Origin of the sequence: Paenarthrobacter sp. NPDC058040 (assembly GCF_042885775.1) — a bacterium.
Classification (GTDB): Bacteria; Actinomycetota; Actinomycetes; order Actinomycetales; family Micrococcaceae; genus Arthrobacter.
On sequence record NZ_JBHVRN010000004.1, the window covers coordinates 24,333 to 47,589 of the forward strand.

The 23,257-nt window shown below is 62.5% G+C and carries 21 protein-coding genes; 11 read left to right on the plus strand and 10 right to left on the minus strand.

Annotation, left to right across the window (positions count from 1 at the left end):
* The first annotated feature begins 55 nt into the window (after nt 1–55).
* The 4 genes from ACFVSJ_RS06360 to ACFVSJ_RS06375 are packed head-to-tail and all read left to right on the plus strand — an operon-like array spanning nt 56 to nt 3,329.
* Nucleotides 56–1,249, plus strand: coding sequence for an NAD(P) transhydrogenase subunit alpha (locus ACFVSJ_RS06360; RefSeq protein WP_387435253.1), 1,194 nt, complete (start codon nt 56–58; stop codon nt 1,247–1,249).
* A complete protein-coding gene (locus ACFVSJ_RS06365) occupies nt 1,249–1,590 on the plus strand; it encodes an NAD(P) transhydrogenase subunit alpha (protein ID WP_387435255.1) in 342 nt (113 codons plus the stop codon). The genes ACFVSJ_RS06360 and ACFVSJ_RS06365 overlap by 1 nt, the downstream gene beginning before the upstream one ends.
* Nucleotides 1,587–2,960, plus strand: coding sequence for an NAD(P)(+) transhydrogenase (Re/Si-specific) subunit beta (locus tag ACFVSJ_RS06370; RefSeq protein ID WP_387435256.1), 1,374 nt, complete (start codon nt 1,587–1,589; stop codon nt 2,958–2,960). The genes ACFVSJ_RS06365 and ACFVSJ_RS06370 overlap by 4 nt, the downstream gene beginning before the upstream one ends.
* 21 nt (nt 2,961–2,981) lie before the next feature.
* Nucleotides 2,982–3,329, plus strand: a complete 348-nt coding sequence (locus tag ACFVSJ_RS06375; RefSeq protein WP_387435258.1) for a hypothetical protein — start codon at nt 2,982–2,984, stop codon at nt 3,327–3,329.
* 25 nt (nt 3,330–3,354) lie between these two features.
* Here the strand turns inward: ACFVSJ_RS06375 and ACFVSJ_RS06380 are convergent, their stop codons facing one another.
* The 6 genes from ACFVSJ_RS06380 to ACFVSJ_RS06405 all read right to left on the minus strand — a co-directional run bounded on the left by ACFVSJ_RS06380 (nt 3,355) and on the right by ACFVSJ_RS06405 (nt 11,438).
* Nucleotides 3,355–4,080 (minus strand): aspartate/glutamate racemase family protein, encoded by a 726-nt coding sequence (locus tag ACFVSJ_RS06380; RefSeq protein WP_387435259.1) that lies wholly within the window; start codon nt 4,078–4,080, stop codon nt 3,355–3,357.
* Between the two features lie 9 nt (nt 4,081–4,089).
* Complete coding sequence (locus tag ACFVSJ_RS06385; RefSeq protein WP_387435260.1) at nt 4,090–5,505, minus strand: amidohydrolase family protein; 1,416 nt, start codon at nt 5,503–5,505, stop codon at nt 4,090–4,092.
* A 25-nt stretch (nt 5,506–5,530) separates the two neighbouring features.
* Nucleotides 5,531–6,358 (minus strand): aspartate/glutamate racemase family protein, encoded by an 828-nt coding sequence (locus ACFVSJ_RS06390; protein WP_387435261.1) that lies wholly within the window; start codon nt 6,356–6,358, stop codon nt 5,531–5,533.
* Entirely contained in the window at nt 6,355–7,044 is a 690-nt protein-coding gene (locus ACFVSJ_RS06395) for a GntR family transcriptional regulator (protein ID WP_387435262.1), read from the minus strand. The genes ACFVSJ_RS06390 and ACFVSJ_RS06395 overlap by 4 nt, the downstream gene beginning before the upstream one ends.
* A gap of 99 nt (nt 7,045–7,143) precedes the next feature.
* Nucleotides 7,144–8,484 (minus strand): MFS transporter, encoded by a 1,341-nt coding sequence (locus tag ACFVSJ_RS06400; RefSeq protein WP_387435264.1) that lies wholly within the window; start codon nt 8,482–8,484, stop codon nt 7,144–7,146.
* Nucleotides 8,485–10,346: 1,862 nt separating this feature from the next.
* Nucleotides 10,347–11,438 (minus strand): hypothetical protein, encoded by a 1,092-nt coding sequence (locus tag ACFVSJ_RS06405; RefSeq protein WP_387435265.1) that lies wholly within the window; start codon nt 11,436–11,438, stop codon nt 10,347–10,349.
* 419 nt (nt 11,439–11,857) lie between these two features.
* Between ACFVSJ_RS06405 and ACFVSJ_RS06410 the strand changes: the two genes are divergently transcribed.
* The 6 genes from ACFVSJ_RS06410 (at nt 11,858) to ACFVSJ_RS06435 (ending at nt 17,711) form a co-directional block, all read left to right on the plus strand.
* Entirely contained in the window at nt 11,858–12,685 is an 828-nt protein-coding gene (locus ACFVSJ_RS06410; protein ID WP_387435266.1) for a hypothetical protein, read from the plus strand.
* A gap of 991 nt (nt 12,686–13,676) precedes the next feature.
* Nucleotides 13,677–15,308 (plus strand): AAA family ATPase, encoded by a 1,632-nt coding sequence (locus ACFVSJ_RS06415; RefSeq protein WP_387435267.1) that lies wholly within the window; start codon nt 13,677–13,679, stop codon nt 15,306–15,308.
* 541 nt (nt 15,309–15,849) lie between these two features.
* Nucleotides 15,850–16,098, plus strand: coding sequence for a hypothetical protein (locus ACFVSJ_RS06420; protein ID WP_387435268.1), 249 nt, complete (start codon nt 15,850–15,852; stop codon nt 16,096–16,098).
* 38 nt (nt 16,099–16,136) lie between these two features.
* Complete coding sequence (locus tag ACFVSJ_RS06425; RefSeq protein WP_387435269.1) at nt 16,137–16,550, plus strand: hypothetical protein; 414 nt, start codon at nt 16,137–16,139, stop codon at nt 16,548–16,550.
* 301 nt (nt 16,551–16,851) lie between these two features.
* Nucleotides 16,852–17,283 carry a DUF3592 domain-containing protein gene (locus tag ACFVSJ_RS06430; protein ID WP_387435271.1) on the plus strand — a complete coding sequence of 144 codons (432 nt, stop codon included), beginning with the start codon at nt 16,852–16,854 and terminating at the stop codon, nt 17,281–17,283.
* Between the two features lie 20 nt (nt 17,284–17,303).
* Nucleotides 17,304–17,711, plus strand: a complete 408-nt coding sequence (locus ACFVSJ_RS06435) for an SOS response-associated peptidase (protein ID WP_387435272.1) — start codon at nt 17,304–17,306, stop codon at nt 17,709–17,711.
* Here the strand turns inward: ACFVSJ_RS06435 and ACFVSJ_RS06440 are convergent.
* Complete coding sequence (locus ACFVSJ_RS06440; RefSeq protein ID WP_387435273.1) at nt 17,644–17,883, minus strand: hypothetical protein; 240 nt, start codon at nt 17,881–17,883, stop codon at nt 17,644–17,646. The genes ACFVSJ_RS06435 and ACFVSJ_RS06440 overlap by 68 nt on opposite strands.
* 150 nt (nt 17,884–18,033) lie before the next feature.
* Between ACFVSJ_RS06440 and ACFVSJ_RS06445 the strand changes: the two genes are divergently transcribed.
* Nucleotides 18,034–18,684, plus strand: coding sequence for a hypothetical protein (locus tag ACFVSJ_RS06445; RefSeq protein WP_387435275.1), 651 nt, complete (start codon nt 18,034–18,036; stop codon nt 18,682–18,684).
* Between the two features lie 224 nt (nt 18,685–18,908).
* Here ACFVSJ_RS06445 and ACFVSJ_RS06450 read toward each other — a convergent pair whose 3' ends face one another.
* From ACFVSJ_RS06450 to ACFVSJ_RS06460, 3 genes are all read right to left on the minus strand, one after another.
* Nucleotides 18,909–19,784, minus strand: a complete 876-nt coding sequence (locus tag ACFVSJ_RS06450) for an amino acid-binding protein (RefSeq protein ID WP_387435276.1) — start codon at nt 19,782–19,784, stop codon at nt 18,909–18,911.
* A 190-nt stretch (nt 19,785–19,974) separates the two neighbouring features.
* On the minus strand, nt 19,975–20,421 hold the full coding sequence (mscL, locus tag ACFVSJ_RS06455) for a large conductance mechanosensitive channel protein MscL (protein ID WP_387435277.1): 447 nt from the start codon (nt 20,419–20,421) through the stop codon (nt 19,975–19,977).
* Between the two features lie 65 nt (nt 20,422–20,486).
* Nucleotides 20,487–23,132, minus strand: coding sequence for an AMP-binding protein (locus tag ACFVSJ_RS06460; RefSeq protein WP_387435278.1), 2,646 nt, complete (start codon nt 23,130–23,132; stop codon nt 20,487–20,489).
* Between the last annotated feature and the right edge of the window lie 125 nt (nt 23,133–23,257).

The following is a 23,257-nucleotide window of genomic DNA, read 5'->3' on the forward strand; positions in this document are numbered from 1 at the left end:
CGCCCCGCCTGCGTGCATAAACTCGTGGCAACCACGGTCGAAAGAAGGGGTGCGGGTGAAAGCAGGCATCGCACGCGAGACGCTCGACGGTGAGCGACGGGTGGCAGCCACACCGGAAACAGTCAAACAGCTGACGGGGCTGGGACTTGAGGTGGAGATCGAGTCAGGTGCCGGAGCCGCCTCCGGCCACAGCGACGCCGACTACCAAACGGCCGGGGCCGCCGTCGTACCTTCCCTGAACCTCGCGGAACTCGACGTCTACTGCCACGTGCGTCCCATGGATCCGACGACGGCGGGAGCCCTCCGCCGGGCTGCCGTCACCGTGGGGCTGGGGTCGCCGTCGTCGGAGTTGCCCACCGTCCGCGCGCTCGCCGCCGGCGGCGTCACCGCGTTCGCCCTGGAACTGGTTCCCCGCATTTCGCGGGCCCAATCCATGGACGCCCTCACCTCGCAGGCCCTCGTTGCCGGCTACCGCTGCGTGTTGGAAGCAGCAATGCGTTTGCCCCGGTTCTTCCCGCTCTACATGACGGCAGCCGGAACCGTCCCGCCCGCCAGGGTGCTGGTGCTCGGCGCCGGCGTCGCGGGTCTGCAGGCCATCGGCACAGCCAAACGTCTCGGCGCCCGGGTATCCGCCAACGATATCCGGCCGGCATCGGCCGATGAGGTCGCTTCCATGGGCGGAACCTTCATCAAACTCGACCTCGAAACCGCCGAAGCATCCGGCGGGTACGCGCGCGAACTCAGCGCAGACAGGGGTGCCCTGCAGCGGGCTCTCCTGACCCCGCATGTGGCCCAGGCCGACGTGCTCATCACCACCGCCGCTGTCCCCGGGAGACGGGCGCCGCTGCTGGTGAGCCGTGAGATGGTCCAGGGTATGCGCGCCGGGTCCGTGGTGGTGGACCTCGCGGCTGAATCGGGCGGCAACGTTGAGGGAGTGATCCCCGGGCAGGACCTCCATATCCCCACCGCCGACGGCCAGGGCACCATCACCCTGGTGGGCCTCAAGGACCCCGCGTCCGCCATGCCCGCCGACGCATCCCGCCTCTACGCGAAGAACGTCGCCAACCTCATTGCGCTCATGACCGAGGAAGGCGTGGTCACCCCCGATTTCGACGACGAAGTGGTGGCGGGAACCTGTTTAACCCACGACGGCGTCATTCGGCACGCGCCCACAGCGGAGGCTCTCGCGGCGCTCGCCGGGGAGACGGCCGCTGAGTCCGCTGCCCACGGATCAGAAGGAGCGCATTGATGGATGGCATGAGCCTGCTGACGATCACCGTGCTGGCGGTCTTCGTGGGATTCGAAGTGGTCTCCAAAGTGTCCAGCACCCTGCATACGCCCTTGATGTCCGGGGCCAACGCCATCCACGGGATCATCCTGGTAGGGGCCATCATCGTTGCCGGGCAAGCCTCGGAACCGTGGGTCCTCGTGGTCGCTTTGTTGGCTGTGGTCCTCGCCACCGCCAACTTGGTTGGCGGCTTCGTGGTGACCGACCGCATGCTGGAGATGTTCCGCGGAAGGCAGCGGCCGCCGTCGGACATTAACCCCGCCGCTGACGGCGGAAAGGCCGTAGGGGAGCGTCGGAAATGACGCTCCTCAACCCGACCTGGACCGCCCTGCTATACCTCGCTGCGGCGGCATGTTTCATCCTCGCGCTGAAGGGCCTGAGCTCCCCGAAGACGGCGCGGCGGGGCAACCTCGTTGGCGCGTTCGGGGCCTTGCTGGCCGTGGTCACGGTGTTTGTGTCGGTAAAACTCGACAACATTCCGTGGATCCTCGGGGCGATCGCAGTGGGGGCAGGGGTTGCCGCGCCTGTCGCCCGACGCGTTCAGATGACTCAGATGCCGCAACTCGTGGCGCTGTTCAACGGAGTGGGCGGTGGCGCTGCTGCGTTGGTGGCCTTGTTGGAACTGCCGCACACCGAGGACGCTTGGGTGCGCGTGGCGATCGTCTTCACGTTGTTGGTCGGTGCGGTGTCGTTCGCAGGTTCAGCCGTGACGTTTGCCAAGCTGCAAGGCCTCATGACCACGCGGCCGGTGACGTTTCCTGGTCTTCCTGTGCTGATGGCTTTCGTGTTGCTGGCCGCTGTTGCTGCCGGCATCGTGGTGATCGTGGGCGGCTCTCCGGGGTGGGCCTTGGTTCTCCTGTTCTTGGGTCTCGTGGCCGGTGTCCTGCTGGTGCTGCCCGTCGGTGGCGCCGATGTGCCGATCGTGATTTCGCTCCTGAACGCCTTCACGGGTCTGGCTGTGGCAGCCTCGGGCCTGGTCCTCGGCAATGTGCTGCTGGTTGTGGCCGGTACGTTGGTGGGCGCCTCGGGCACCATCCTCACCCGGGCTATGGCCGCGGCGATGGGCCGCAGCGTCGCCGGGATCATGTTCGGGGCTTTCAAGGGAGGTTCGACGGCGGGGTCCACCACCGTGAGCGAGCGGCCGGTCCGCTCGTCCAGCGCGGAAGACGTCGCCGTGCTCCTGGGCTACGCGCAAAGGGTGATCATCGTGCCCGGGTACGGCCTGGCCGTGGCCCAAGGTCAGCACACGGCGGCGGAGCTTGCCTTGGCGCTGGAATCCCGGGGAACCGAAGTGGATTTCGCCATCCACCCCGTGGCCGGACGCATGCCCGGGCACATGAATGTCCTGCTGGCCGAAGCCAATGTGCCCTATGAGTCCTTGAAGGAAATGGGGGACATCAACTCCGAATTCAAGACCGCCGATGTTGCGTTGGTGGTGGGCGCCAACGATGTGGTGAACCCTGCCGCCAAGACAACGTCAGGCTCGCCCATTTATGGGATGCCGATCCTGGAGGTCGCCGACGCCCGGCAAGTAGTTTTCCTCAAACGCTCCATGCGCCCAGGCTTCGCTGGCATCGAGAACGACCTGCTCTATGAGCCGCAGACCACCCTGCTGTTCGGCGACGCCAAGGATTCGCTGACCAAGGTGCTGGGCGCGGTGAAGGCGCTGTAGAAACTGCAAAAGGAGCCCACCATGACAGTGAAACTCAACAAGAAAGCCTTCGACCACGCCAAGGAACTGATCCGAAGTGGCAAGACCGTCAGAGACGAGCGCGATGACTGGAGCGAGCACGCCCCCTCCACCAAGGAGGAGAACGCGTTCCTGGAAAAACACGATTTCGCGGAGTACGGCAAGTGGTACCTCGGCGTCGACGACGAGCACCCGGACGACCAAAAGGGCCACTACAAGTTCCCGATCGGCGACTTCCAGAAGATCCACCGCTGCGGCGTCATCTCCGCAGAAAGCCGGGCCGGGCAGAACGACTATGACGATATCCGGGACGCCTTGGGCAAGCTTCTCGACCAAATCGATAAGGACTGACCGCAGGCGTCCCGGTCCGGCGAGGCTACCCCAGCAGCCGGCCCCACTTCGGCTCCAACGGCGGAGCCCCGGCCAGCTTCAGGGCGTGCCAGAGGGTGACCGCCACGGAATCGAGAACGGGTACTCCGGTGCGGGCCTCCACCTCCGCCGTGATGTTCGCGCCGTACAGGTTGGTGCACAGGTACACCAAGGCGTCGGGGTGGGCCTCGGCCAGCTCCAGCGAACCCGGCAGCATCTCCTGGTCCGTCACGCGGGCGAAGGACTCGTTGTCGCTGAGGTCCAGGTGCCGGTGGTCGATCGTCTTGATCCCCTCCCGGGCGTACGAAGCAATCACGGCCTCGTTCACATCCGATGTGTAGGGCGTGAACAGCCCGATCCGCTCGGTCCCGAACGCCTCGAACGCGGAGAGGTAAGCCAGCGTTGATGTTGTGGCGGGAATGCCGGTGGCTTCGGTGATCTCCCGGACAATGGCATGGTCGTGGGCAGAACCGAGCCAGGATCCCGAGGTCCCGTTCCAGGCAATGACGTCGACGTTCGCGGTGGCCAGGAGTTCGGCGGCTGCACGCATCACTGACGCATCAAACTGCTTGTCCGAGGAATCGTCCAGCGCGATCCGGGTCACTGGGATGCGGGTGGAATGGATGGTGACATCGCGCCGGTCGCCGAGGATCCGGTACGTCTGCGGCTCGAGGCACGTGTTGGAGGACGGCACGATCATGCCGATGCGGGTTGGGCGGTCAAGGGAAGGCATCAAAAACTCCTAGACAGAAACGGGTGTGGACAGGGAACGGTGCTCCGTAAAACCGTTGCGGGCCACGAAGCGGCCTACGGCCCCGGGATCGTGGAAACCTGCGGTATCGAGGACCACGCGGCCGGCAGAAACCACGACGGCGGGCCAACCGTTGAGCGTCTTCCCCTCAAAAGGCGAGAAGTCAGTCCCCATGTGCAGCGCACCGCCGTCGACGTCGCGTTGGGCGGCGGGATCGAAGACCACGAGGTCGGCGTCGAAACCTTCCGCCACCACACCCTTGAACGGCAGGGCGTTGATGCGCGCAGGACCGGCGGAGAATACCTCCACGAAGTCCTCCACGGAACCCCCGGCCTCGGTCACCAGGGCCGTGAACGTGACGGGCATGCGGGTCTCCACGCCGGGAAGCCCGTGCGGCATGAAGCGGACGTCGTCAGTGCGTTCGCGCTTCTGTGAAAGGTCGTAGCAGGAGTGGTCCGAGGACACGGTGTGGATGGCCCCGTCTGCGAGGCGTTCTTTCAAGGCAGCCACGGTTTCGGCGCTCCGCATCGGCGGACAGCACGCGTACCACTCGGGGAACGTTGATCCGTAGACAGTCTCATCCAAGGTGAGGTAGTGCGGGCACGTTTCGGAGTACGCTTCCATCCCGCGCGAGCGTGCCTCGGTGACCAGGTCCACGGCCCCGGGGGTGGATTGGTGCACGAAGTACACGGGTGCTCCGGTGTACTCGGCCATCGCGAGGGTTTCCTTGACGGAGACCTCCTCGGCGAGCTCGGGCCGGGTGCGGTGCAGGTGCTCGATGCCGATGCGGCCGTCCGAGGCGTGCTCTTCGGTGCAGTCGGTGATGATGGCATCGTGCTCCGCATGGATGTAGGTGAGGCCGTCGAGCCGGACCATCTCGCGCATGACCTTGAGGATGGTGTCCCCGTCGGCCATGGTGGAACCGCGGTTGGTGGTGTACATCTTCACGGAGCGGACACCTTCGGCAGCAAGCTGTTCCAGCTGCCACGGCACGGTCTCGTCCCAGCTGATGACGGAGCCGTGCAAGGCAACATCGCAGCGGGACTCAGCGGCCAGTCGCTTCTTGTTGAGGACGGCATCGAGTGGGGTTTCCTGCGCGTCGCGGGGAATGCCGAAGTCGATGATGGTGGTGGTCCCGCCCCACAGCGCCGCCGTTGAGGTGGTGGCGTAGTCGTCCAGGGTACGGAAACGGCCGGTCACCTGGGCCACGTGGCAGTGGCCGTCCACGCCGCCGGGAATCACCAGCATGCCTTGGGCGTCCACGGTCCGGGTTGCGGCGGGTACGGGCTCCGCGGCGTCCAGCAGCGAGGTGACTTTGCCGCCGTCGACGATTACATGGGCGGCCTGCCGCCCGAAGCTGTTCACCACCGTGCCGTTGGCGATCACGAGGTCTGGGAGTTGGGACATCATCGTCCTCCTTTTCTGAAGAGTCTTAGGCCGTGGGCGAGAGCTGCGCCAATTGGGCGGCAGCCAGGGCGGCGTCGAGGTTTTCGGAGAGTCCGCGGCGTGCTTTCACAGGCGGGGCGGCGAACGATCCGCCGCGATGCGCCCCGGATTTCAACGCGACCACGGCCTCTGCCATGCGAACACCGGCGGAGATTCCATCCACGACGGGCACCGGGATCTGGCCTTCAAGCTCGCGGGCGAGCCCGGCGAGGGGCGCACCTGCCAGGATTACGACGTCGGCGCCGTCCTCCGCGACGGCCTGCCGGCTGAGTGCCAGGAGGGTTTCCTTGAAGTCGGCCTGGACGGAGCCGATGGAGTTGAGGGATTGGTTGATGGAACGGATGGAAGCGAGCCGCCCGCCGAAGCCGAACCGCTCCACGCAGTCGCGGTACCAGGCCTGGATGCGGTCCGAGATCGCGATAATCGAGAAGCGCTGCCCCTGCAATGCCGCTGCACAGAGTGCGGCCTCGGTGATCCCGATGACGGGCACGTCCACGAGCTCCTTCAGGGCCGGCATGCCCGGATCGCCGAATGCTGCCACGAGGACGCCGTCCACGGCGGTGCTGCCGCCGTCGCGCCCGGCGCGAGTGCCGTCGTCGTGCGCTGCTTCGGGAACGGAAGCGTATTCCGCGATCAGCTCCGCAACCGCACCCGCGGCGATGAGCGATTCGAAGCGCGTCTCGATGTACTCGACGCCGTGCCCGGCCGTGCGGACGATCAGCTCGGTGTCCGCGCTCGCGGAGCGGAGCGCCTCGGCCTCGATGAGTGCGGTGACGTCGTCGCTGATGTTGGGGTTGATGACCAGGAGTTTCATGGTTTCTTCCGTGTATTTCTGGGTTGGGGTTCCGTGGCGCTGTAGTCGTCCGGGAACTGATCGCGGTACTTGCCAACGTGCGACGCCGATTGGGCGGCTGCGCGCTCGTCGTCGCCGCTGGCGATGGCTTCGTAGAGTTCGCGGTGTTCCCGGATCAGTTCCGGGAGGTCGCTGACGTGGCGGAACAGCCAGTGCATGCGTCCTTGGAGGGGTTCGAGCGCGGAGCGGAGAAAGTCGTTGTTGGCGATGCGGGTGATGGCATCGTGGAATTCGCTGTTGGCGCGGTGGGCTTCCAGGATGGACCCTTTGGCGAGGAAGTTCTCGGCCTGGTCCAGGAGCCCGCCAAGGTGTTGGAGGTCTGCTTTGGTGGCGCGTTTGGCGGCCAGGCGGCAGGCGAGGACCTCGAGCGATTGCCGGACGTCGAAGAGGTCCTCAACGTCCTTGGGGCTCAGGCCGCTCACCTCGGTGCCTCGACCGGAACGGTCCCGGATGAGTCCTTCCTGTCGGAGCATGCGGAGGGCTTCCCGGATGGGGAGGCGGGAGACGTTGAACTCGGCGGCGAGGTCCCGCTCCACCAGCCGGGTGCCGGGCGCGTAGTGGCCTTCGAAAATCCGGGTACGGAGCGTGTCACGCACGGATTCCCGGAGGGGGCGGTCCGTGGTGTTCGTGTCTTCTGCGGTCAGCATGTCAGCTCCAATTCCGTGATGTAAAGGCGTGCGCCCGGCCCGGCGGGTGTCCGGCCGTTGGGTGGTTCAGGACCCTCCGGCCGGCCCGGCGAGTGCGAGTCAGACCGGGAGTCGCTTGTTGTAATCCAGTGCCAGGACGGAGATGCCCATGATCACTGCGGATCCAACAAAGTACAGCAGCGCCCAGGTGTAGGAGCCGGTGGCCCCGACAATCAGGCCTACCACAATGGGGGTGACGAACCCGGCAATGTTCCCGCTGAAGTTCATCGCTCCGCCCAGGACGCCGGCGTTGGTGCGGCCACCCAGGATGGACGGGATGGACCAGAAGAGGCCGACCCAGCGGAGGAAGAACAGGACGGCGGAGAGAAGGACGACGGCGGTGATCGGGTCCGGGACGATCGTAACGCCGACGAGGCCGCCCACAACCACCAGGCTCGAGATGCCAAGCAGGGTGCGCATGACCTTGTTGGCCGAGGCGCCGGAGGCCCGCCATTTGTCAGCGATGGCACCGCCGAGGATTTCGCCGACGAACCCGGCGCCGAAGATCACGAAGGTGGACCAGCCGATGGTCTTCAGGTCGAAGCCCTTGGCCTGCGCCAGGTAGAGCGGGCCCCAGGTGAGCAGGCCGTAGAAGACACCGTTGAAGCCGAGCCAGCCGAAGCACATGGCCCAGAAGGAACGGAATTTCAGGTAGGGGAGGAGGGCGCGCTTGCCCTGTGCGCCTTCGCGGGCGGCTTCGGCATCTTCTTCGGCATGGGAGGACTCGATGTACTCGGCCTCGGCATTGTTGACGCCCTTGTGCTGGCGGGGGTTGTCACGGATGTACCACCAGACGGCCAGGCCCATGAGGACGGTCGCGGCACCGGCGATGATGAATGACATCCGCCAGCTGCCCGTGGAGGCAATCAGCCAGGTGATGAGGATGCCGCCGAGGCCGGCGCCGAGGGGAGCTCCGGCATCGAGGATGGTGGCACCGCGTCCACGTTCCTTCTTGTGCATCCAGATGGCGTTGAGCTTGCCACCTGCGGGCATGACGCCGGCTTCGGTGACGCCGATGCCCAGGCGAGCGATGAACATGCTGAGGAACCCGCCGGCGAAACCGGAGGCCGCGGTGGCAGCACCCCAGCCAATGCAGGAGGCCGTGACCACCTTGCGGGGGCCGAATTTGTCGATTAGCCAGCCAACAGGAATCTGCATGAGGGCGTAGGTCCAGAAGAACGCCGACAGCAGGAGTCCTACCAGTTCGGGAGGGAGGTTGAATTCTTTCTGGATGATGGGGAGGGCTACAGAGATGGAGCCACGGTCGATGTAATTGACCGCTACCAGGACCAACAAGAGGATGAAGAGCTTCCAGCGGACGTTGGTGCGTCGCTGCACCCTGTCCTTGCCGGGTTGGGGGTCGGTGTCCTGGGTTGCCAGTTGGGTGTTTTCGGTAGACACAGCTTCTCCTTCAGTAGGAGTCGACGGGATGGAAATGTCTTTGGGTTTTGAAGCTTGGGGGGATGAGCCGGGCGGGATACCGCTGCAGCCTGACCCGTGCCGGCGGCAACTGTTGCGGTACCTGCCCGTTGATGGGGCCGGGCCGCAGCCGGTAGTGGATCATTTGGGATCCCGTTTTGGGATCCCAAAATCAAAGGTAGGTGTGACGGGTAGCACTGTCAAGGGGTTTGGTATACAAATGGTGCTGACGGATTGTGACTGTGTGGCCCAGCCGGCGGCGCTTCATCCCAGTTGCTCCCTCGGCCCTGCGGCCCTGACGTGCGACAACCCGGCGATTCGCGGGGCATCACCGGGTTTTCGGGGGCAACTGGGCTGCGTTGCAGGACGTTCTGGGATACCGCCATTCGTGCGAGGTGCTATTTGCGGCTGGACTGTATGCCAGAAACTCGGCCTGCTCGGCCAACCTGTTGGGCCTATGCCGGCTCCGCTGGTATTTTCCTCGTCCTGTGCATCGGCTGCAGCCTCTGGGTTCTTGTGATTCGGAGTTTGCCCCCGGCAGCGTCGGCTCCATCTGCGAATCTAGCCAGCTTGGTGACAGCCGACGGCGTCATTGCGCCGTTCAGGCTCGCGTCCGCAAGGCTTGGCTCGTGTCCGGGGTCCTGTCCAACGGCGTGGGCCAGGAAAGCAGGCACCTTTTCGGTGCGCCCAGTGCATCCATGGGAGTATGTGTTGTCGGTGGGCCCAGATTGCCCGCACCGTCCCGAAAGTTGCAGCTGTGACGGACTTCAGTGCTATGAGTTTCGGCATAACATCCGGGACGGAATATTACGAGGGGTTGTGGCCATCGGACGGCGGGAGAGTGTCCTTCCGGGATGTTCCACTTCCAAGGAAGTGGGACAGAAAACTGTGTAGCGTTTAGGGCACCCCCACAGGGCATTTTTGCGGGCGGATCTTACGGGAATCCAGCAGTCCTGAACCCGCGGGGGACGCCTATGCGCGCGCTACGCGGCCGGAGGGGGATCGGCTTACGGGCATGCAGCAACGGTCTTAGTTGGCGTCCTGGCCCATGGGCCGGTTCCGCTTCGGGCCATGGCACTATGGCTTTGTGATGATAGAGGCGATGAATGAGCCCATGGGGCCCCTTCATCTTTTGGCACAACCGTTCGTTGAGTCCGGCAGCTTGGATCCTCGGATACAGGCTGAACTCGATGAAGGACTGACGATTAGGGACGAGTGCCTCACTTTTCGAATCGCAACTAGCTCAACAGTCCTAAGCCTAGAACCTGTTACCTGCCGAGCCGCTGGATGGCCTTCTCCAAGTCACTGAGAGCTTTGACTGCCTGGCGGGCTCCGCCGCCCTGGTCACGTAGTTGTACTTGATGTCCGCGGGAACAACGCACAGTTCGCTGTTTAGCCAGGTCCTCAAGCGTGAAGCGCACCATTCCGCCACATTCAGGGCAGTCGGTATCTATTTTGTCGGTCATGCTGCTTCATCCCTTCCTGAGTTCTACGTCCATGATGCTGGTCGGCTCTGACATTATTGGCTTCAACCGCCCGCGTGGCGGAGAATAACTTCGCCCCGTCATCCCTGTTCGTGACATTTTTTCGAGCAGGGCCGGTTCGTCGTTTGGAGTTTTTCGGGAGGAGCCGAGTACCGTCAGCATCGATGACAACGCAATGGTGATGGGCCTTGCCGGCGGCTTCAAAGCCGGCCCATGGGTGCACCAAGCTCGCGTTCCGGCGATCGCCAACGTTCATGGAATCCGGCGTATTCCCGCAGCCGATGCGACGCATCCGGTTCAACGAAAGCTTCCAAGGGACCATGCTCAGTTCAAGTCCATTAATCCTCAACTGGTGCCCTCTTACTTGAACATGTCCCTGATGGTTTTGTCTTGGATGTTCTTGACGGCCCCGTCACGCTTCTTTTGAAGTGACGAATCCCGTCGCTCAGCTTCGGGGAGCTGCCCTAAATCCGCATCCAAAGCGGCGATCTCTCTGGCCATGACAATGTCGTTGTAGGCCTCCAGAATTCCACCCACGTCTTGGCTGCGTCCCTCATCATTAGTCCCGAAGAAACGTTCGTAGAGGACTGCCGTCACCGCCGCGCCAGTCCATTTGGTGAGATGCGAATCTGCAGCGCCGTCCAAAATAGCAAGGACGTATGGGCTTCCCTCCAGCACCTGCTCGCCGTTGTCCCTGTAACAGAGAGTGCCCCTTTCCTGATTGACGACGTACTGCTCATCGCGGTCGGCAAACTCCTTCGTAAAGATAGCTCCGCCTGATCCCTGCACCTTCTCTTGGTCATCATTGCCGTAGAACAAGGCGAAGGATTCCGTAGCGGGGACCAGTCCGCCCGTCGAAAGGCGCAAGGTCCAGGAGGAAACCCAGTCCTTCTCATTGTCAAACCAGCCGTCGAAAAAGCGGGCGGCAAACTTAATTGCATTTGCCGCTGCGTAGACGATTGCGCCAGCCGATGCAGTGTGCGGTGATACAGCGAACACGGGTAGATTCGCCGCTTTGCCGATCGCGTCCGTCCATACGCCTAGCTTCGACGGATCCCATTTATCAAAAGACTGACGAATCTCGATCTCAAGCGAGTCGTGAATCATGCCCGGGGAGTAGTAGATGACGTCCGATCCTCCCCCAGATGCTGTGGGTTTCAGGGCCCTGCCAGGCATCGCCTCCTTGAAGTAGTAGTTGAGGGCAAGAGCGGCTGCGCCATCAAGGGACGGATTCTTCACCGCGGACGTTATCAAGGCGGCTCCCAGGCTATCCTTGCGATGCCAAGATGCACTTCCCGGAAAAATGCTGAGGATTTTCAATGAAAGCGGTCGACCGAGGCCAATTTTCGTAAATGGTAGTGCTTTGTCGTTTGGCGCATCGAGGTTTATTGCAGGGATCGGTAGCGCCTCCGGAGCGATGGGGAGCGCGTCTGCTGCATCATAATTTGACATACTTTTGCCTTCCGCCTGTGGCGATTCATTGGAAGAGGCAGCAATCGGCCATGCGCTTAGTGTAAGAGGGGACCGAACCGCCAACAATAGCGCGGCAAAGAGGACCCGGAAAGCCTGGTCGAGAAGAGGCCCTTGTACGTTCAGCTCATGAAAGGCGGTTATCAAATTCCGCAGCTTGCAGGATTCTTCGCATCAGCGTGAACACGGGCCAACGCTGATTGCATGGACGCGGCGAGGTTCAAGGTTTAGTCAGACTCCAGCAAGGCATACGGCCTCGTCATGCAGCTGAGAGAAGGACAGTGGGCCGTAATGAACTGGGCTTCAGAGATCGTACCGACCCGCGTGTGTCCTCCTACTCTTTCGTAAGTTGTCGACCCGGCTGAGCGGAACGAGAGGTGGTCCTGCCCTAAACTCGGTTCGTGGTAGAACACTTCACGAAGGAATACTCCAGCCCGGCCGCAATGAAGCTGTACAGGGGTGCCCACCGTTTTCAGGAGCTCGAAAACGAGATAGCTGAGTGGACGGCACACAATCCCATCATGGCTCCGGCTCGGCCTGTCCCAGGGGAGCCCTACACCTACGAACTGTTCATGCCGGCGAAACCGGAGGTGCCGCTCTTGGAATGGAGCAGCCGATTCGGGGACGCGACCCACAACCTGCGTGCTGCGCTGGATTTGCTGACGTTCGAAATGTGTCACCTCGAAGGCGATGGCCCAGAAAAACCAAGGCAGGTCTACTTTCCTGTCTTGGCTGACAGCGGCAAATGGAAAAATGAAACGAAGGGCCTAGAGGCCATGCCGGCGTCATTGCTACAGCGCATAGCCGACGTTCAGCCTTGGCACGCAGACGATCCGACGTCCCACGTGCTCACCCTGGTAACCGCGCTCGACAATCTGGACAAGCATAGGTCCACGGTGGGGATGTTGATCCTGCCCGGCGGTGTGGTTCCTCCTAGACTCCATCCAATGCCGGATGACGCTGGGGATGACATGTGGCAGCAACCCTGGACCAAAGTGTCTTTTGCCCCTGAGCCGGCGTTCAACGAAGTTCCATGGCCTGTGTTGTGGCAGGTAGAACCCGCACCCATGGTCTTCTTCGAAGACCGCTTCACAGTCATGCTTCCCTTGCAGCGCTGGCTGTACCAGGAAACGGATCGAATCTTTCATTACCTTGTATCGGGCACTTGGCCGGAGTTTGGAACAATTCCGGCCCCGGAGTGGGCTCTACTTGCTGAACTTCCAAGTTAGGCCCCGCGGCCACCCCCATTCCCAAAGGCGCTTGGTAGGGCTATAGGCTGGACCTCCAACGACTACCAAGATGAGGGATGGGTCGCTGCGGTCGCACCCGGTGGCCGCCTCGCTTCAGGTTCAACCGCAGACGGAATGCTTGTCCACGGGATCACCGGACGGTGCAAGGTAGCGGGAGATTTTGTTGCTCCGGATCAGGAGATAGTTCCGGACGATCAGATCATGAGCTGGCGTGGAGCCTGCACATGCGGGTGGCAGGGCGAGGTGCCCTACGAGCGCGGAATGTTGCTGAGCCAGCGGGGAGTATCGCGATAGCGTCCAGTTTGGCTGTTCCGTAAGGGGATCCTTCACCGGGCGCTAGGGGAATCTGCCACGCCAACGAGTATCGTGAAGAACCATATGCGAAGGACTGCTGCCTCAGCCTGATTCCTTCCTTGACGTTACATTCTGCAGTTGGAAGGGATCCTGATGGCAAAGCGCTTCCGCCCTCCTGGAGGACCTAAGATGCCTTGGGTGTTCTACCTGGTTCCACCTGCTGCTGTCGCAATACTGATAGTGACGCTTGTGAGAGACGTCTGGCATTGGTTCTAAGTAGCGACGATTCCGGGAACCCTGAAGACAAGACGCCTAGCGACCGGTAACAAGGCTAAAGATTGCTATTCCTGTCCCAAGGACTATCCACGAAGCGCCGATCAGCCGTAGTCGAGGTGTATCCCGTTGAGTCGGCCATGCTATGGCTGCGCTGGCCGAGAACCACGTCCGAATGATTGCAGCTCGTCTTGCTAAAGGTTTGGCAATTGCCAACCCGAATAACCCGGCGGCTTAACCGTGCAGTTTGCGGGCGGGCGTACCGGGGAAGAAAGACCCTCGAACCGCTACGGTTATCAGATCAATGGGCACTAACAGCCCGCTCGACAGATATGGGATCGTCCTGGGCTCGATGCTTTTGCTTTGGTGATTCCGCGTAGAGTTTCTCCCGTACGATCGGAGCATGAGTGAAACTGTCGAGATTGCCACAACCTTGGCTCGGTGGGATGTCCCGGTCGTATCGGGCGAATTCTTAAGTGTTGAAGCGCGCGCCGGCGAGGTGGTGACGATTCTTGGGGCGAACGGATCGGGGAAGTCTGCGCTAGCGGCCTGGATGTCAACGCACGCGCCGTCAGCCCCTTTGAAGCGGGTATTGGCTCAGCGGAAACTTTGGTTCCAACATGCAGGACCGGCAATTAGTTCCGCAGACCGTGAGACGTACGTCTCAACAATGACGCGCTGGGATCGGACAGAAGAGTCGCGCTATATCGATCGCACCGATTCACAACGATCGAGCATCGCATTGTTCGACCTAATCGCGCGTATTAATCATGAAAGTCGGCGGGTAGCTGCCCTGTACGACGGCGGCGCAAATCGGACCGACGTCGACGCTGCCGTCGGTGATCGATTGCTCGACACGCTCAACACGGTGTTAGAACGTGCAGGATTGCATATTGAAATCGATGTGACCGAGTCCGATAATTTTGTTGCTCAGCACCGAAACCTGGGCGCAAAATATCCCATATACCTCATGTCAGACGGCGAAAAAAGTGCGCTATTCCTTGCAGCGGACATCCTGACTGCCCTACCGGGCACAACGATCATCATTGATGAACCAGAACGGCATCTTCATCGCTCGATTTCAGCGGGTCTCATCGAAGCGATAATCGCGGCACGACCGGACTGTGCTTTCGTAGTGCTGACGCACGACCTTGATCTCGCTTCAGGTCTCGCAGACAAGCAAGGTGCGACGTTCAGTGTCCTTGGCGTGAAGTGGCAAGGAGAACAGGCCAACCAATGGGACATCCATGAAGTTCCAGACCCAGCCGGCCTTTCGGAAACTGCGCGGCGAGCAATTCTTGGCGGTCGTCGCCGTATTCTTTTCATCGAGGGCGAGAGCGCGAGCCTTGACCTGGCACTCTATCGCGTGCTTTTTCCTGAGTGGTTCCTCGTCCCGAGCGGGGGGTGCGATCTCGTCATCCGCTCAGTAACAGGACTCCGCGAAAGCCAGGACCATCATTGGGTAAACGCGGTGGGATTGGTGGACGGAGATGGGCGGACTGCCGAAGAACGCGCGTCCTTGGTGAGCCGCGGAGTGCATGTCTTGCCAGTCAGTGAGATCGAGAATCTCTATTTTGAGACCCAAGTGTTGCGTGACGTTGCCACAAAACAGGCGATGACCCTCGGGCGCGATAGCGATGAGCTATTGGCTGATGCTGAGCAGAGGGCACTGAAAGCCCTTGGTAGTCCTGGCACTTTGGAAAGGCTGGCTGCAAAGCTAGCAAAGGACGCGGTGGCACGAAAATTGGTTGCTCACATGCCTGAAACAGTCGGGAGTGATGACATCACGATCCGTATCCCGTCTCCGTATGCACAGATTCTCAGCGAGCTGCAGGCACATCTCAAAGGCAGGCGATACGACGACCTAGTACGGCTTCTGCCAATTCGGAACACCAGCCTGCGGAACGAGATCGCTGGGGCTCTCGGATTTCGATCAGCGGGCGACTATCAACGAGCTGCTCTCGTCTGCATCGCTTCCTCCCCGGTGCTACGAGCCGCACTGAGCGTCACCGTTGGCAGTCCAACTAGGTCCTAAGTGCCTGATCATGCGTGGTAGCAAGAGGCGCTCGACGAGAGTTGCAGTGTAGCGGGAGTGCGCCCGTTGAGGGACAGAAAAGCAGGTGCTGACGACGCCGTTTTGGTCCCTGAGAATGGCGCTTGAAAACCATGCTCTAGCGGACACGTTGTGCAGACGGCTTTGAACAACCGCGCAGATTGCTTTGTAACTGACATCCGGCTGGTTGTACTGTTTTGCGTGGTCAGTCCCACTTACAAGGAAGTGGGATACTTCAGCACTCCGGTCTCCAAGACCAGTTGGCGTCGTGTTCAAAGCAAGTGCAGGTCATACTTGGGCGAGTCCGTCTAACGCTTCGACGGCCATTTGCGAAGAAGAGAGCACCGTGCACCCTCATAACTTTTACCCTTCGGGCTATTTTCCGAGTCAGCCGGGGCCGGTCCAGGCTCCGCCATTGCCTGCGTGGGCTACGACGTTCAGGACTGTCCTGCTGATCGGTGCCGGTCTTCTGGTGCTCTTATTGCTGCTTCTTATTGGTACGGCGACATTAGGATCGGCTGATATGTATAGCGAGCGCGGTCTGGGCGTTCTACAGGCCGCCATCTGGCTAGGATTGGGAACGATCCTGCTGACATTCCCGTACCTGATTGCCAGCATCGTCTACGGCTCCCTGTGGGCAACCAAGTTGCGCGGCAGGGGCTATCGTCGGTACACGGCCACCAGTTGGATCTTGGTAGCTGGCCCGGTTGTTGTTGCCCTACCCGTAGTGGCCCTGGTAGCGCTGATTGCCGCTGATCCCGGCATGTTGTGATGCCATTGACCAGACCGACAGGAAAGGAGAAACCGAGCATGATTTCCGACCGCAAGCGGCACAATGAAGCCGTCTATGCCGAGCATCAAGCGGCAGTGGCAGCCGGGGAAAAGCGCGTACTGCGCAACACCTGCACAGGCGAATTGCACAGCTACCCGGCAGACGAAATCGGCTTTACGCCAGGCGCAGGGCAAGCCCAGGTCAGTACGTGGTGGGGGATGGGGATCGTAGCGGCCGGTGCTGCACTACTGTGCATATTTTCGATAGTGCTGCTGCTCGCTCCGCTGGCGCAGGGCCAAGGTCCGATGTGGGCCGCGCTGGTCTTGACTGCCCTGGGAGGTGGCGTCACTTTCTACGCGGTGTCGATGTCCCGCCGGGAATACCGGGCTATGCGGCTGCGTAAGTTGCGAGGCTCACCCAGGCCAAGTCCATCCGGCCGGGCAGACATTTAGGGAGATCTGGGATATTGCCCGGTCCCCGCCCCGGGCAATATCCCAATCCAGGAGCCCAGCCCCCAAGCCGCTCCCCGCGTGGGGCATGGTCCCCCTCAACCGCTAAGCGCGGCGGGCATCGCAGCTGTTTCCTGTCGCAGCAGCCGTCGGAGGACCGCAGGGGACGACGAAGCCTACGAGTGGTTCCTCAGCACCTGATCCCCGCATGCTCATGACCCTGGACTACTTCCCGCACGCGGTTCAGCTCCGAAAGACGACGGAGTGGCCACGCTAGAGTGGTGACTTCAACATGGGGGACGCTGTGAAAATCGTGCTGTACATCATCTGGGCGGTGTTCGTCCTGGCCGCCGCCGGCGCCTGCATCCAATCGGTCCGAAAGACGAAATCCCAGGAGCGCCGAATTGATTCCTGGCCAAAGGCTCAGGCGATCGTTACTGGCAGCCGGGAGGGCTGGACATCCGGAGTCGGCAACACGAGCAGAAACCGCCGCTATTGGCCGACCTATCAGTTCACCGGTCCCCAGGGTGTCCTCTACGCTGGCGAATCCGAGGTCTCCGCTGTCGAACGGCCCGCTCCCGGGTCAGTGCTGGAAGTGGCCTACAACCCGGAGAACCCCGGAGAATCCTTCGAAGTCGCGCATCCATCCAAGTTGGTACTGGGCTGCCTGATCCCCTTCTTTGCGGTGTTCGCATTTGCCTCGTTGTGGTTTATCGGGCTTTTCCCAGTCGGCTAATCAGCGCCTAATCCTCGACCTTGCACGAAGGCACTCTTGACAGGCGTCTGCTCATCGCCCGGTGGGGCCTGATCCCGTCCTGGGCAAAGGATGCCAAGATCGGCTCCAAGCTCATCAACGCCCGGAGTGAGTCAATCTTGGAAAGGCCCTCGTTCCGGTCCGCTGCGGTCAAGCGCAGGGCCATCGTCCCGACCGAGGGGGACTACGAATGGCAGAAGACCGAGGACGGGAAGAAGATCCCGAACTACCTCTACTCGGCAGATGAGTCGCTGCTGGGCTTCGCCGGCCTGTACGAATTCTGGCCCGACCCCGAGCTGCCCAAAGACGACCCCGAACGGTGGCTCCTGTCCTCCACAATTCTCACCTCCACCGCCCCGGCGGCACCTGCGCTTCCATTGCCGCCGCAAGGTCCGGGAACACACGCGTGAACTCCTTGCCCTGCCGGGAGAACAGCCTGACCCCGCCAGAGGAAACGAACGCGAAGGTTCGGTAGCCGTCCCATTTGGGTTCGTAGTACAGGGTCCCGGGCAGGGTCTTGACGAGTTTCGCCAGGGCAGCGGCAACCGGTGGTGCCTGTCGATTCAGATACCGTGTCTGCATTTGAAAACTGGGTGGAGTAATTAGCGCACGCAAACTTTGCGTAATTCGTTTTGCGGGTTGTAATCTCCACCTTAGGTACACCTAATTTCGCATCCCAACTGGCCGGGCTCCCTGCCTCGGTTCACGCTCCCCCTCGAGAGGCCCCCGACCATGTCCTTGCTGCCCCCTGCCCACTTGCCGGTTCCAGCATCGTCCAAGCCCGCCATCCCGGGGGCGGCAGAGGCCCAAATTGATGCCGGCGCCGTCCGGGGAAGCGGACGCAGAAGTGTCACTAGAGGGCTGTTGGCACTTGCCTGCATCACTGGATGGACGGCGTCGCTGCTTGTTGGTCATCTGGTTGATTGCGGACCCGAGCTGCACCGGATCGGGCTGGCCGTCCACATCCTCGCATTGGTCCTGGCCTTCGGAACCATCTTGGTGGTCGATTGGCTCGGGCTCCTGTGGCTGCTGGGCAAAGTACAAATGCACGAATCTGGAAAGCTCGAGGCTGCGGCGAAACCCCTGATTTGGGGCGGACTGGCCTTGCTCCTGATCTCGGGGGCTCTGATTGACCCTGATCTGGGCAACCCGGTCACCGTCATCAAACTTGTGTGCGTGCTTGTGCTGATGCTCAATGGGTTGGGAATCGCGCCGGCGATGCACCAGCTGCTGGCCTTGCCCCCGCAAACCCGCTTCGGTGAACTCGGCCGCCGACTCAGGACGCGCCTGCTTATGGCTCTCACCGTTTCACAGGCGTGCTGGTGGACCGCCGTGCTCATTGGCTTGGTCAATAGCACCCTCCGCCGCTGGACCGGACTTTAAACCAGGGATACGCGTCCGCTGGCCAAGAGAAACCACGGCCATGCTCTGTTCCACGGCCATTTGTCGACCCGTTTCCTCATGAGACCCCCTGAGGTTTCCGCCGACCTTCCATGAGGTCCGGAAACCGCATTCTAGTCATGCCTTGGATCTTGACGCCTGCCGTTCCCGTCGGGCTGACCCGGGGCCTGGTCATCGGAAGGCGCACAGGAAGTGCTGGAACACAGCTAGCGGGCGTCCCCGCGGCCTGCCGGACTGTACGCAAGAATCTCCGCCAGTTCAGCCAACCTGTGCGCCCGCGCCGACTCCGCCGGCGTGAACGGTTCACCCGGGCGGGAAAAGACCAGCGGCCCGTGCCATGCGGTGGGGATCTTGAGGACATCAGCGGAAGGTCCGACGGCGGTGCTCCCCGCGGGTGCCGGACGCTCCGGATCCGCCGGGACCACCTTGGCGGACAAGAGCTCGGCAACCGCCAAGGGAAGTTCCTGCGGGTTTCCCGCGATCCGGGCGGCGAGGCTCAGGGCCTTGGTTTGTCCGTCTGCCATGGCCAGCGCGGTGGTGGGCCAGACATGGGACTCACGCCCGCCGCCGTCGTGCATTGCCAGAAGCAGCTCATGCTCGGTGAGGTTCCCCGGGGCAGACAGGACAAACTCGTCCATCACGGTGCCGGGAAGTCCGGCGCCATCCATCGGATGGACGTGGATGCTGAGGATGTTGGTGTCCAGTTTGGCCAGGGATTGGGTGATCCTTTGGAGGGAACCGGGCTGGTCTCGCAGGAGGGTGCGGGCGCGCCACAGCGCGGGGGCGGAGTTCAAGGTGCGGCGGTGCTTGAGGGCCGGCGCGTGGAGCCAGCGCCGGAGGACCTTCGCCGCCGACGGTTCGGCCACCCAAATCACCAGGACGGTGGCGGTCACGGTGAGCAGAAGGACCTTGGCCAGGTACGGCAGGTGGGTTTCCACCACGGCCGCATGCACCAAGAGTTCGATGGGCAGCATGACGGCGATATTGGCCAGGGTAAGCCGGGCCTTGGGCGGTTCCGGCAATTGACCGCAGACCTCGCACAGGAGATCCGCGGTGACGGGAGAGCTCGCGTTGGGCTTCATGCTCCCATGCTGCCGGGCAGGTGTTTCGTGGGCGTTGCTGCTGCGTCACGGTCTCGCGGCGGGTATGCGGCGAGGTTCCTGCCGGGTTGGCGGGGGCACCGCGGAACGCCGAAGCCCGGCAACCTCGCGGGAGGGTGCCGGGCTTCGAGGGGTACAGCCGCAACAACAGGGAAGGGTGCTGCGGGTGTTCCTAGCGGATGGGATCGTCGTCCAGGTCGCGGTTTGCGTCGCGGGCGGCTGCGGCGTCCTTGAGGAGGTCGCGGATCTCGGCCAGGAGGGCCGTGTCTGCGGGGAGAGGCTCTTCCTCCGGCTCCTCGGTGGAGAGGCGGTCCTTGACCATGGCGTTGATCTTGTTCATGGGGGCTACGAAGATGAAGTAGACAACGCCCGCGGTGATGAGGAACGTCACCAGGGCCGTGACCACTGCGCCGAAGTTCACGAACGTGGCCTCGTTGTCCGGCCAGATGCGGAAGCCGAGGCCGTCGGCGTTCACGCCGCCGGCGGCAGCGATCACGGGGTTGATGATGTTGTTGGTAAAGGCGGCAACCAGTGCGGTGAAGGCACTGCCGATGACGACGGCGATGGCCAGCTCGATCACGTTGCCGCGGAGTATGAAGTCCTTGAAACCCTTAAACATGGAATGTCCTCTGATCGGTACGGGGCGTATGGCTCAAGCAGAGATCAAACTACCATTCCCATGTATCAATGGGGCGTCACGTCGGCGGTTGCCGTAGTCGCCTGCAATGTACGACGGCGGCCAAGCCACCTTTCGGCGGCGCCCATGGCCCTCGTTGCCAGCGCCCAGTAGGCAATGCCTGCCGCCAGGGAGGCGGCGACGGCCAGGCTGAGGGTAGCTTCCGGTGCCAAGCCGGACGTGGCTTCCAGGACGAGCGGGTAAACCAGCCAATGGGTGACGTAAATGTACAGGGACGCGCTGGCCAGGAGCGCGGTGATCCGGTGCAGACCCCGGGGTACGGGCAGGGTGGCGATCCACAGCAGCACGAGGAAGCCCACCAAAACGGTTGCGCTGCGGGGTTCGCTCGAGAACGAGCCGGGGATTGTCAGGAGGGCCGCGACCGTCACGCCCACACGCTGCCACCACTTCCGGGACAGTGCCGCAGTCCAGCCGAAGGCAAAGAGCCACAGGACAGGACCTTGGCCGGGGTAGGGCAGTTCGATCACGTCGAAGCGCTGCAGTAAGTCCACGCCACCAAGGACGACGGGAAGCAGCCAAGGCCACCTGCGCTGGGCCCGGTCGAGTGCCGGGATGGCAAGAAGCAATGCCATGCCCAGGAGGATGTGGACCAGGATCTCGATGAACCAGAAGCGCGACATGTCGGTCCATCCCTGAGGGCCAACCAGGGTGTTGAGCAGGAAAATGTTGTGCCAGCCATAGTCGTCCGTTAGGGCGAAGGCCAAACTGATCACAGCCACGCTGGGCAAAGCGATCCGTGCCACGGCCTTGAGTTGCCGCTTCAGCCTGGCCCGGCGCGAACCCGCGAGCTGGAAGCGGGCGAAGTTGTACCCGGCGACGGCGATCAGGACGTGGGCCGTGCCTTCCCAGTGGAAGAGGCCAACATGCGTGGACACGATGAAAATGATGGCCATGGCTCGCAGGACGATGCCGGTTTCCAGCCGGGCCGTGAGTTTGTGGCGCAGCCGGATTCCGGCCCGTGGGCTCACGGTTCTCCGGAGCTTCGTACGTTTGGAAGGCGGGTCCTGGGTGGCGGGTGTTGCCGGGGTCAGTTCGCAGACCGGCATGAGGTGCCAGCCATGCGGAAGGTATCCGAGCGCGCGTTCAAGCCGGACTGAGGCCGCCACGTAGGACAACGAGTCGCCGCCCAGGGAGACGAACGTGTCCGTGTCTGCGATGTCCGTTCGCTCAAGGACGTCGGCAAAGATGGTGCGGGCATCGTCCGGTGCCATCGTGCCGGAAAGGCCCGGGCCGTCGTCGTGGTTTTCCGGCACGACGGCGGGCTCCGCGGCGAGGGCCAGCACGGCCGGGTAGTCCGTCTTTCCATTGGCCAGCCGCGGGACCACCTCGACCGGGCACAGCTTCAGTGCGGCGCGAGGGATACCGAGATCCTGGGCGACGGCCTTGGCAACGAGGGACAGCTCGTGGGTCCCCTCCACTGCGGCCACGAGTCCATCGTCCGAACCGGCCACGGCGGCTGTCACGCCATAGCCGGCAAGCAGGCGTTCCACTTGGCCCATGTCAACGCGGAGACCAACGATCTTCACGAAGCGACTGCGCCGGCCGACGATCTCGTAGAGCCCGCCGGGCCCGAGCCTGGCCAGGTCGCCGGTGTGCAGTTCGGTGACGTCCCTTCCGCGCGCCAGGTCCGCCGGGCTTTCCGCGTAACCCAGCATCACGTTGGGTCCGGAGTAGACCAGCTCGCTCTCATCCAGCCCGGGCACGGGTTCCAGGCGGAAGGATCCGCCGGGAATGGGCACGCCGATTGCGTGGGGATATTCTGCTGCCTCGTCCGGCGGGAGGTAGGCCATGCGGGCTGTTGCCTCGGTCTGGCCATACATGACGAAGAGGTCCCAGCCACGTTCCTGCCCCAGTTGGGCGTAGGAACGGACCCGTTCAGGATCCAGGCGTCCTCCGGCCTGGGTGATGTACCGCAGGCTGGGCAGGTCCATGTTGTCGAAGCCGACGCGTTCGAGGAGCTCGAAGGTGTAGGGGACTGCCGCGAAGGACGTGACGGACTCTCTTCGCGCCAGATCCCAGAAGCAGGGGTCCACCACGGACAAATCTGTCAGCGCCATTGAGGCGCCAACCAGGAGGTGGCTGTTCACCACGCTCATGCCGTAGCAGTAGGACAGCGGCAACGTGGTGACGGCCGTGTCGTCCTGGCGGAGGTGCAGGTATTGCGAGATGGCCATGGCATTGGCTTGGATGGACGATGCCGAGATGCGTACCAGTTTGGGGGAGCCCGTTGAACCGGAAGTGCTCAGGAGCAGGGCAAGTTCGGGATGAAGGTTGTGCGCGCTTTCCTCGCGGCGGAAGTCCAGGGATGTTTCGCCGCCAACTGCCCGGGCGACGATGTCCGGTTCGTAGGCAGCGATCAATGCCTCTGCGGCTTGGCCGTTGGAGGGCAGGATGAGCAGCGGTTGGCCCGAGGCCAAGGCCGCCAGGTACACCGTGAGCGAGGACAGGGTGTTTTCTGCTTCGAGGGCGATGAGGCGTCGGCCGTCGCCAAAGGACCTGGCCATGTCCTCAACCTGGCGGGCCAGCTGGGCATAGCTCACTCTTCCCGCAGGGAGGTGTACTGCGGGCCGGTTTCCGAACGATGCCAGGCGGGCGGCAAAGGCGACTCCGGCCAAATCCGGCTGAATACTCACCACGGAAAAATAGAAGGTATGGCTAACCTAACTCAAATGGATTTGATGGCCAGTTCGGAAGATGACGCTCACCGTCCACGTAGTCGGCGGCCGGGAGTCCAAAAACACGAGTACCGACTACTCGT

Bases quoted from the DNA above. Each gene is read 5' to 3' on its own strand.
- ACFVSJ_RS06390 (WP_387435261.1), bottom strand. From the start codon at position 6,358: ATGAAACTCCTGGTCATCAACCCCAACATCAGCGACGACGTCACCGCA.
- ACFVSJ_RS06380 (WP_387435259.1), bottom strand. From the start codon at position 4,080: ATGCCTTCCCTTGACCGCCCAACCCGCATCGGCATGATCGTGCCGTCC.
- ACFVSJ_RS06440 (WP_387435273.1), bottom strand. From the start codon at position 17,883: ATGCAGACACGGTATCTGAATCGACAGGCACCACCGGTTGCCGCTGCC.
- ACFVSJ_RS06395 (WP_387435262.1), bottom strand. From the start codon at position 7,044: ATGCTGACCGCAGAAGACACGAACACCACGGACCGCCCCCTCCGGGAA.
- ACFVSJ_RS06375 (WP_387435258.1), top strand. From the start codon at position 2,982: ATGACAGTGAAACTCAACAAGAAAGCCTTCGACCACGCCAAGGAACTG.
- ACFVSJ_RS06385 (WP_387435260.1), bottom strand. From the start codon at position 5,505: ATGTCCCAACTCCCAGACCTCGTGATCGCCAACGGCACGGTGGTGAAC.
- ACFVSJ_RS06405 (WP_387435265.1), bottom strand. From the start codon at position 11,438: ATGTCAAATTATGATGCAGCAGACGCGCTCCCCATCGCTCCGGAGGCG.
- ACFVSJ_RS06415 (WP_387435267.1), top strand. From the start codon at position 13,677: ATGAGTGAAACTGTCGAGATTGCCACAACCTTGGCTCGGTGGGATGTC.
- ACFVSJ_RS06425 (WP_387435269.1), top strand. From the start codon at position 16,137: ATGATTTCCGACCGCAAGCGGCACAATGAAGCCGTCTATGCCGAGCAT.
- ACFVSJ_RS06365 (WP_387435255.1), top strand. From the start codon at position 1,249: ATGGATGGCATGAGCCTGCTGACGATCACCGTGCTGGCGGTCTTCGTG.
- mscL (WP_387435277.1), bottom strand. From the start codon at position 20,421: ATGTTTAAGGGTTTCAAGGACTTCATACTCCGCGGCAACGTGATCGAG.
- ACFVSJ_RS06450 (WP_387435276.1), bottom strand. From the start codon at position 19,784: ATGAAGCCCAACGCGAGCTCTCCCGTCACCGCGGATCTCCTGTGCGAG.
- ACFVSJ_RS06370 (WP_387435256.1), top strand. From the start codon at position 1,587: ATGACGCTCCTCAACCCGACCTGGACCGCCCTGCTATACCTCGCTGCG.
- ACFVSJ_RS06420 (WP_387435268.1), top strand. From the start codon at position 15,850: ATGTATAGCGAGCGCGGTCTGGGCGTTCTACAGGCCGCCATCTGGCTA.
- ACFVSJ_RS06445 (WP_387435275.1), top strand. From the start codon at position 18,034: ATGTCCTTGCTGCCCCCTGCCCACTTGCCGGTTCCAGCATCGTCCAAG.